The organism is Vibrio sp. 03_296 (genome assembly GCF_002265885.1).
The window spans coordinates 1-6,941 of record NZ_NPKW01000057.1; the positions used below are offsets into that span (position 1 = coordinate 1).

Annotated in this window: 11 protein-coding genes and 2 pseudogenes; 12 read left to right on the top strand and 1 reads right to left on the bottom strand. The window is 40.1% G+C overall.

The window, feature by feature from the left end:
* Positions 1–239: 239 nt before the first annotated feature.
* From CIK04_RS35475 to CIK04_RS06740, 12 genes and pseudogenes are all read left to right on the top strand, one after another.
* Positions 240–377 (top strand): DUF3265 domain-containing protein, encoded by a 138-nt coding sequence (locus CIK04_RS35475; RefSeq protein ID WP_097353680.1) that lies wholly within the window; start codon positions 240–242, stop codon positions 375–377.
* 91 nt (positions 378–468) lie between these two features.
* Positions 469–723 (top strand): type II toxin-antitoxin system Phd/YefM family antitoxin, encoded by a 255-nt coding sequence (locus CIK04_RS06670; RefSeq protein ID WP_005526636.1) that lies wholly within the window; start codon positions 469–471, stop codon positions 721–723.
* The gene (locus CIK04_RS06675) at positions 716–985 is read left to right on the top strand and encodes a Txe/YoeB family addiction module toxin (protein WP_005464459.1); all 270 of its coding nucleotides are present in this window, start codon (positions 716–718) and stop codon (positions 983–985) included. Before CIK04_RS06670 ends, CIK04_RS06675 begins: the two co-directional genes overlap by 8 nt.
* A gap of 187 nt (positions 986–1,172) precedes the next feature.
* Positions 1,173–1,832: a hypothetical protein gene (locus tag CIK04_RS06680; RefSeq protein WP_097353681.1), complete on the top strand. Its 660-nt coding sequence runs from the start codon at positions 1,173–1,175 to the stop codon at positions 1,830–1,832.
* Positions 1,833–2,044: 212 nt separating this feature from the next.
* Positions 2,045–2,335 (top strand): YkgJ family cysteine cluster protein, encoded by a 291-nt coding sequence (locus CIK04_RS06685; RefSeq protein WP_097353682.1) that lies wholly within the window; start codon positions 2,045–2,047, stop codon positions 2,333–2,335.
* 173 nt (positions 2,336–2,508) lie between these two features.
* Positions 2,509–3,156, top strand: a complete 648-nt coding sequence (locus CIK04_RS06695) for a hypothetical protein (RefSeq protein ID WP_097353684.1) — start codon at positions 2,509–2,511, stop codon at positions 3,154–3,156.
* A gap of 463 nt (positions 3,157–3,619) precedes the next feature.
* Entirely contained in the window at positions 3,620–3,748 is a 129-nt protein-coding gene (locus CIK04_RS06705; protein WP_097353687.1) for a DUF3265 domain-containing protein, read from the top strand.
* Between the two features lie 671 nt (positions 3,749–4,419).
* Positions 4,420–4,602, top strand: a pseudogene (locus CIK04_RS35480) (GNAT family N-acetyltransferase); the annotation flags it as partial.
* Positions 4,603–4,710: 108 nt separating this feature from the next.
* Positions 4,711–4,851 carry a DUF3265 domain-containing protein gene (locus CIK04_RS35485; protein WP_174208649.1) on the top strand — a complete coding sequence of 47 codons (141 nt, stop codon included), beginning with the start codon at positions 4,711–4,713 and terminating at the stop codon, positions 4,849–4,851.
* 112 nt (positions 4,852–4,963) lie between these two features.
* Positions 4,964–5,284 carry a DUF4160 domain-containing protein gene (locus tag CIK04_RS06720; protein ID WP_020840803.1) on the top strand — a complete coding sequence of 107 codons (321 nt, stop codon included), beginning with the start codon at positions 4,964–4,966 and terminating at the stop codon, positions 5,282–5,284.
* Positions 5,262–5,507 carry a DUF2442 domain-containing protein gene (locus CIK04_RS06725; protein WP_097353686.1) on the top strand — a complete coding sequence of 82 codons (246 nt, stop codon included), beginning with the start codon at positions 5,262–5,264 and terminating at the stop codon, positions 5,505–5,507. The genes CIK04_RS06720 and CIK04_RS06725 overlap by 23 nt, the downstream gene beginning before the upstream one ends.
* Before the next feature lie 486 nt (positions 5,508–5,993).
* Positions 5,994–6,116: a DUF3265 domain-containing protein gene (locus CIK04_RS06740; protein ID WP_080927638.1), complete on the top strand. Its 123-nt coding sequence runs from the start codon at positions 5,994–5,996 to the stop codon at positions 6,114–6,116.
* A gap of 593 nt (positions 6,117–6,709) precedes the next feature.
* Here the strand turns inward: CIK04_RS06740 and CIK04_RS06750 are convergent.
* Positions 6,710–6,941: pseudogene (locus tag CIK04_RS06750) on the bottom strand (transposase); the annotation flags it as partial.

Here is a 6,941-nt window from a genome sequence, read left to right on the forward strand (position 1 = left end):
TCCACACCGACATTAATATTTTGAAGTGTGTTTGTATTCATAATAAGCTAACTCTTGCTTGCGTAATGCGGGTTCGAGACCCAGTCGAGTATTCGAGTTTGGTGCTTGGAGTTCTATGTCGCGTTCATGTTTGTTATCGGTCTCTCGATAGAGGAGCCAGCGTTCAATCGAACTACAACATAGAAAGCTTTAGTTGCGGCTAAAGCCTGGGTCTCACATTACCCGAAACAGGTCGATTAATGGGGATAATTTCCCATACAAGGCGTTTAAGCGGGATTCATGCCGCGTGGCATTTTTGGTATGCGGTTGGTTTTGGTGGTGAAAGTGGTCTGCGGAAGCTTGGTTTATGCGGCATTCACCCCTTAACGCAGCGTTAGTTGCCTTATCAATATCGCATGTTCAATTTACTGTACAAGTAGAGTGGCGAGGATTATACTTGTTCCATTAAATGTACATGTGGAGGTTCTTATGAGAATCGTATCTTTTACTGAAGCAAGAAATGGTCTTAAAGCTGTTTTGGACGGTGTAGTTAATGACGCTGATACAACAGTTATTACACGTCGTGATTCTGAAGATGCTGTGGTTATGTCCTTAGATTACTACAATAGCCTTATGGAGACAGTGCACTTGCTACGCTCTCCTCAAAACGCTGAACACTTAAACCGTTCTATAGCACAGTACCGTGCTGGTAAAACAACAGCACGAGAGTTAATTGATGAGTAGTAGTCAGCGTTTACTGTCGTGGACTGATGACGCTTGGGATGACTACCTGTATTGGCAAACTCAAGACAAAAAAACACTCAAGCGCATCAATAAACTCATTAATGATGTTAAGCGTTCTCCATTTGAGGGCATCGGTAAACCTGAGCCATTGAAAGAAAACTTATCTGGTTTTTGGTCTCGTCGTATTGATGATACTAATAGGCTTGTTTACGCAGTCGATGATCAGGCCATAACGATAATCTCGTGTCGTTACCACTACTAAATTAGGTTCAGCGATCTGGCATCTAACAAAGCATTTAAGAGTGATTCGCAACGCTCGGCAGTTTCGCTTCGCTCAAGTATAGCCAAGCGCCGCTCACACCTTAATGCGGCGTTATGTGTTATTTACAATTGACAGAATACCATTCCTTAAGTGTAATAGGCCACCTTTTATGAAAGTGGTTTTATAAATGTTTCAAGGCGTATTAAAAAGACATCCTAAATTTGCTTTTGCACTTTTCGCATTGCTGTGTGGTGCAGTATTATTTCTCGTTTTTTCAGATGATTACTTCACAACTTTTGAGCAAAACTTAGTTCCTGAGTTTGTTGGTGTTGCTGTTGAGCTTGCCTTAATTATCTTTGTTCTCGACATTATCGCTCTCAAACAAGAGAAAAAGCGTTCTCGTCAACTAGAAAAAAGAGCTAGAGAATATTTAAGGTTCATCGTTGTCAATTTGCTCAAAGATTCAAAAATATTCGAAAAAACACGGGTAGTACTACCTTCAATAGTGGAGTACGAGTCAAATCGACATGACTTCAAGTTTTTTGCAAGTGAAAGAGCGAGAAGTAATGACGTTATTGATGCGCTTGTTCGTGTCCTTGCAACCTCGGAAAGTGACATCCAAGCACATATCAAAAAACATGTATCGGTCGAGCTGGCAAGCTTTCATTCACTATTTCCGATAGTCGCAGAAATTAGTGAAGATCACTTTAAAACATGGGGTCGTATCGTGTACTTTTTAACTAAAGTTGCAAAAGGGGACGATATTGAAAGTAACATGATTGCAGTTTTGCAAAAGATCAAAAAATTCGACGAAAAGACAGAAGAAGTTTTTGGCGACTTAAGCTAGACACATAACAAACAATTTAAGAGTGATTCACCACGCTTGGCATTTTTGGTTTGGGGTAAGCTTAGTGTTTATGGCGCCCAAATTGAATTGTGTGGTTGCGTGGTTCACACCTTAATTGGGCGTTATGGCTATCAAGTTGAGTTCATCATTAATGTCGGTAAATTGGTTTAAATTGGAGTACTATTCTGCGATTAAACTTGCTGAAGAACTCGATGACAATCCCAATTAAAAATGTATCAAATCCGGAAATATCGTGCTCAAACTGCCATGCTTGTTGTTGCCGTTTGGAGGTTATGATCATTACCGATACAGGTGTACCAGAGCAGCACATTGCATTTGATGAATGGGGTGGAGAAACGATGCTGCGTTTGTCAGATGGTTGGTGTTCAGCTCTAGATCGTGAAACGTTCATGTGCACAATTTACGAAAATCGCCCTTGGATTTGTCGAGAATTCGAAATGGGTTCTCACGAATGTCGAGATGAACGTATAGTGCTTTCTTAAAGTTTTGCCCAATAAATCAGTGAGTTGTTAGCCATAACAAACGGTTCAAGAGGGACAGCCAACGCGTGGCATTTTTATTATGCGTTGGTTTTTCTGGTTACGGTGTTATGCGGAAGCTTGGTAATGGCGTTGGCTGCCCCTTAACCGGGCGTTAAATGCACAAGGAGATAAAAGTGAAACTAAGTGACGTATTTTTACAAAAAGCAATATCTGACAAGTTTGAGTCTAAGCTAGAGTTTGAAGTCTTAGGCCCAAGTGATATTGAAAAAATAGCCGAAAGAGAACCTGATATTTTATTTGAAATTGGAGCTCAGGCTTGGATGTCATACGTTGAATTCGGAGCAAAAGTTAACCCTAGAAAACTAGCTCCACACTTTGACTCAGGAAACCCATTTCTTTATCAAACAGTAGAGAAAGAAATGAAACGCAAAGTAGTTCAAGATATTGCTTTTTGCTATGCAAATATTCAAGATCCGATGATCGAAGGGCAAGACTTTATCCAATTGCTACTTTGTCGAACTTACCCCAATGATTTGTTTATTGCAGATGTTTGTTTCTACAACCCATATAAACCAGTGCCGGAAAATGAGCGCGTGTATGAACTACACTTTTTCAAATCATTGGGGTTGTTTGGAGAGCATTTAAAGTCAATCAAAACATACTGCAAAGAGAACAAGATTAATAAAATTACCCTTACTACTTCTTCTAATGAACAGATTCCATACTTCGAAAAACATGGTTTCAAGGTCGACAATACCGATTTTGCAAGGCATGCATTGGCACATGGCCGAAGTGTTCCGATGCATATAAAGTGCATTTAACAAACTGTTCAAGAGGGATTCGCAACGCGTGGCATTTCCACTATGCGTTGTTTTTAGTGATTAAGGTGGTATGCGGCGGCTTCGGTATTGCGTTGCTCACCCCTTAACAGGGCGTTATGTTTAGTCACGTAAAATCAGTTGGTTGCATCTTTTCTTTGCTTTCTTAGTTTTCTAATTTTGGTCTTGTCGGCAAGTTACGTTTAGTGGTCGCTGTTTTCTGGACTCCAATTCGTGGGCGCTAAAAGTTCAGAGAGTTGCCTCATTGAAATGCAGAGTGTAGGTGAGTGAAGTGATTTTGATTTCAAAGTTAAAGCCTGGCTTTTCGGTTTCTCACGTTAAAACTCAAAGTCAGAATGTTCAAAATTAAGAGTTAATTCAGCTTTTTAGCGTCTGGTTTTGGTTTGCAAAGGTAAGTCGAGTTAAGCTCTTGGTATCGTAAAACTTAACCGTTCGAGTCTTAAACATAACAAGGCGTTTAAGAGGGATTCATGCCGCGTGGCATTTTTGGTATGCAGTGAGTTTTGGTGGTGAAAATGGTCTGCGGAAACTTGGTTTAGGCGGCATTCACCCCTTAACGCAGCGTTATGCTTAATCAAGTAAAATCAGTGATTTATGGTTTTTCTTTGTTCCCTCGGCTTTTCAGTTTGGTGTTTGTCGGCAAGTTGGCTTTTGTGAGCGCTGTTTTTCTGACACTTATTCTTTAGCGCTAGAAAATCAGAGAATTGCCTCATTCAATTTTCGGGCAAGCGCGAAGTTAGGGCGGTTGGCTCAATCAGCAATTTGAACTTAGGTTTTTTCGTTTTAGCTGCCAAAGTTCAAGGTCTGATTTTCAAAATCATGAGTCATTTCAGTTTTTTGGTTTTTGGCTTTTGTTCGTGAATCAAAGCTGAGTTAATCTTATTTCTAGTAAAACGTAACCCATTGAAGCTTAAGCATAACAAGGCGTTTAAGTGGGATTTGGCACGCGTGGCATTTTCAGTTTGCGTTGGGTTCGGTGATTAAGTCGCTGTGCGGTAGTTTTTGTATTGCGTGCCTGCACCCCTTAACGCGGCGTTATGTAACAAAGGAAAGTTCGAGCATGGAAATAGTTACGGATAGACTGAAAATGACTCAAATTACGGACAAAGATTGGGAGTTATTTGAGTCTTTACATCGTAACCCTGCTGTTATTAGTTTATGTTTCGATGAACCATCGACCATAGAGATCAGGGAAAGATTTGAATCACGGTTATCTTTGTGGACTAAAGGCTCGGGAAACTTGCTATGTTTTACAATGACTTACTGGAAACTGGTGAAAAAATAGGTGTCACTGGCTTTTACCTTGTTGATGGTGTTGCAGACGTTGGGTATTTAATTCTCCCTCAGTATCATGATCTCGAGTTCGGTACAGAATCATTGAGGGCTTTAATCAAATGGGCTTTCAATGAACATGCTATTAAGGCATTCAGCGCAGTCGTCACAGAGGGCAATGTTGGTTCAGAGAAAGTGCTTATCAAAAGTGGCTTTTCTCTAAAAACAGTAATACCCAATGCCTATAAAATTGGCGGTAAGCTGATCGCATTTATTGCATCGAAAATATTGTTACATAACAAACAGTTCAAGTGGGATTCAGCACGCGTGGCATTTTTAGTATGCGGTGGTTCCAGTGTTGAAGTGCCATGTAGTAACATCGGTATTGCGTGCTTCACCCCTTAACTGGGCGTTATAAACACTGGCACGGCTCGAAGTTTAGATACGTTCACACTTAAATCACACTCAATAATCAACAGCATGCATGAAAATGCACTTTCATTTCAAGGAGGTGTGCATGCCGAAAATTTATGAGTACTTAGGGATTATATTGTTCTTTTATAGTAACGAACATGAGCCAATTCATATTCATGGTAAGTTTCAAGGTAAAGAGTCTAAAGCGGAAATTCACTTGAAAAATGGCCGCATTACAAAAATTGTCGTTAAGGATAAAGGTGCAGGATTAGAGAGCAAAAAGAAGCGTGAGTTTGAAGAGTTTGTAAACTGTTATGCCGATGATATTGTAGAAAAGTGGATTGACTATTTTGTTAAGAAAAAGCATGTAAGTCCAACTACAATTACGAAGAAGGTAAAAAATGTCAGAACTATCAGTGGTTAAAGTTACACACGTTACGGATCATATTTTAGAAATAGAGTTTAGTGATAATCACGTTTCAATCGTTGATTTTGCTCCATTCATCTTTAGTGTTGGCCATCCTGATTACGATGTATATAAAGACATCTCTCGCTTTTTGCAGTTTGATTTGCTTGATGGAAACTTAAACTGGGACGACTACACAATGATCTTTCCTGTTGAACATCTATACGAAAATAAGCTGTAAATCGAGTTTATAACAAACTGTTTAAGAGTGATTCGCAACGCATAGCATTTTGGCTATGCGTTGCGTTTAGTGTTTAAGGTGTTATGCGGTGGCTTAGGTATTGCGTTGCTCACACCTTAACAGGGCGTTATGCTTAATCAAGTAAAATCAGTTGGTTATGATTTTTCTTTGTTCCCTTGGCTGACTAGTTTTGTGTTTGTCGGCAAGCTGGCTTTTGTGAGCGCTATTTTCTGGACATCCATTCTTTGGCGCTAAAAACTCGGAGAGTTGCCTCAGTCAATTTTTGGGCAAGAGCGAGGTTAGGGCGGCGGGCTCAATCAGAAATCCATTTCTAGGTTTTCAAACTTCAAACCAGTTTTGCCAAAATCCGAAGTCTGATTATCAAAACTATGATTCATTTCGGTTTTCTACGTTTTAGCTTTTGTTTGTAAATCAAAGTCGAGTTAATCTTAATTCAATTAAAACGTAAGCCATTGAAGCTTAAGCATAACAAGGCGTTTAAGCGGGATTCATGCCGCGTGGCATTTTTGGTTTGCAGTGAGTTTTGGTGGTGAAAATGGTCTGCAGAAGGTTGGTTTATGCGGCACTCACCCCTTAACGCGGCGTTAGCTTCTTAAAGGCTAAAATCATAAAGTCCAAACTTCTTGTTCTGAAAAATCAGCTTTTAGGGTTCTGGTCAAACGTAAGCCATTGAAGCTTAAGCATAACAAAGCGTTTAAGTGGGATTTGGCACGCGTGGCATTTTCGGTTTGCGTTGGGTTTGGTGATTAAGTCGCTGTGCGGTAGCTTTTGTATTGCGTGCCTGCACCCCTTAACGCGGCGTTATGTTTAGTCACGTAAAATCAGTTGGTTGCATCTTTTCTTTGTTCCTTCGTATTTCTAATTTTGGTTTTGTCGGCAGGTTAACTTCAGTGGTCGCTGTTTTCTGGACTCCAATTCGTGGGCGCTAAAAGTTCAGAGAGTTGCCTCATTGAAATGCAGAGAGTAGGCGAGGTGAGTTAAGTGATTTTGATTTCAAAGTTAGAGCCCTATTTTTTCGATTTCTCACGTTAAAACTCAAAGTCGGCACAATCAAAATTATGATTTAATTCAGCTTTTTAGCGTCTGGTTTTGGTTTGCAAAGGTAAGTCGAGTTAAGCTATTGGTATCGCAAACTTAACCCTTTGAGCCTTAAACATAACAAGAGACTATGGCGTCAATAGTTAATTTTTGGCGCTATCTGCCATTCCACATACAGCCATCTCTAAGCATTGAATTTAGAATAACTACCATCTTTCTGACGCAGGCAATGAGCGCTACTTTTTGGGTTTTCCAGCAGCCAAAAGTCGTTGTATATGTTTCTTTAAATACAGGGTTACATTGCATCGCTGACATCATGGCCATGTATAAAACAGTCCTTACTTGCATCCGTCCACCTTTGATCATTCTCTTGCC

Excerpts from the sequence above, each read along its gene's own strand:
- CIK04_RS06725 (WP_097353686.1), top strand. The coding sequence starts at position 5,262 with ATGTCAGAACTATCAGTGGTTAAAGTTACACACGTTACGGATCATATT.
- CIK04_RS35475 (WP_097353680.1), top strand. The coding sequence starts at position 240 with ATGGGGATAATTTCCCATACAAGGCGTTTAAGCGGGATTCATGCCGCG.
- CIK04_RS06720 (WP_020840803.1), top strand. The coding sequence starts at position 4,964 with ATGCCGAAAATTTATGAGTACTTAGGGATTATATTGTTCTTTTATAGT.
- CIK04_RS06670 (WP_005526636.1), top strand. The coding sequence starts at position 469 with ATGAGAATCGTATCTTTTACTGAAGCAAGAAATGGTCTTAAAGCTGTT.
- CIK04_RS06675 (WP_005464459.1), top strand. The coding sequence starts at position 716 with ATGAGTAGTAGTCAGCGTTTACTGTCGTGGACTGATGACGCTTGGGAT.
- CIK04_RS06685 (WP_097353682.1), top strand. The coding sequence starts at position 2,045 with ATGACAATCCCAATTAAAAATGTATCAAATCCGGAAATATCGTGCTCA.
- CIK04_RS06680 (WP_097353681.1), top strand. The coding sequence starts at position 1,173 with ATGTTTCAAGGCGTATTAAAAAGACATCCTAAATTTGCTTTTGCACTT.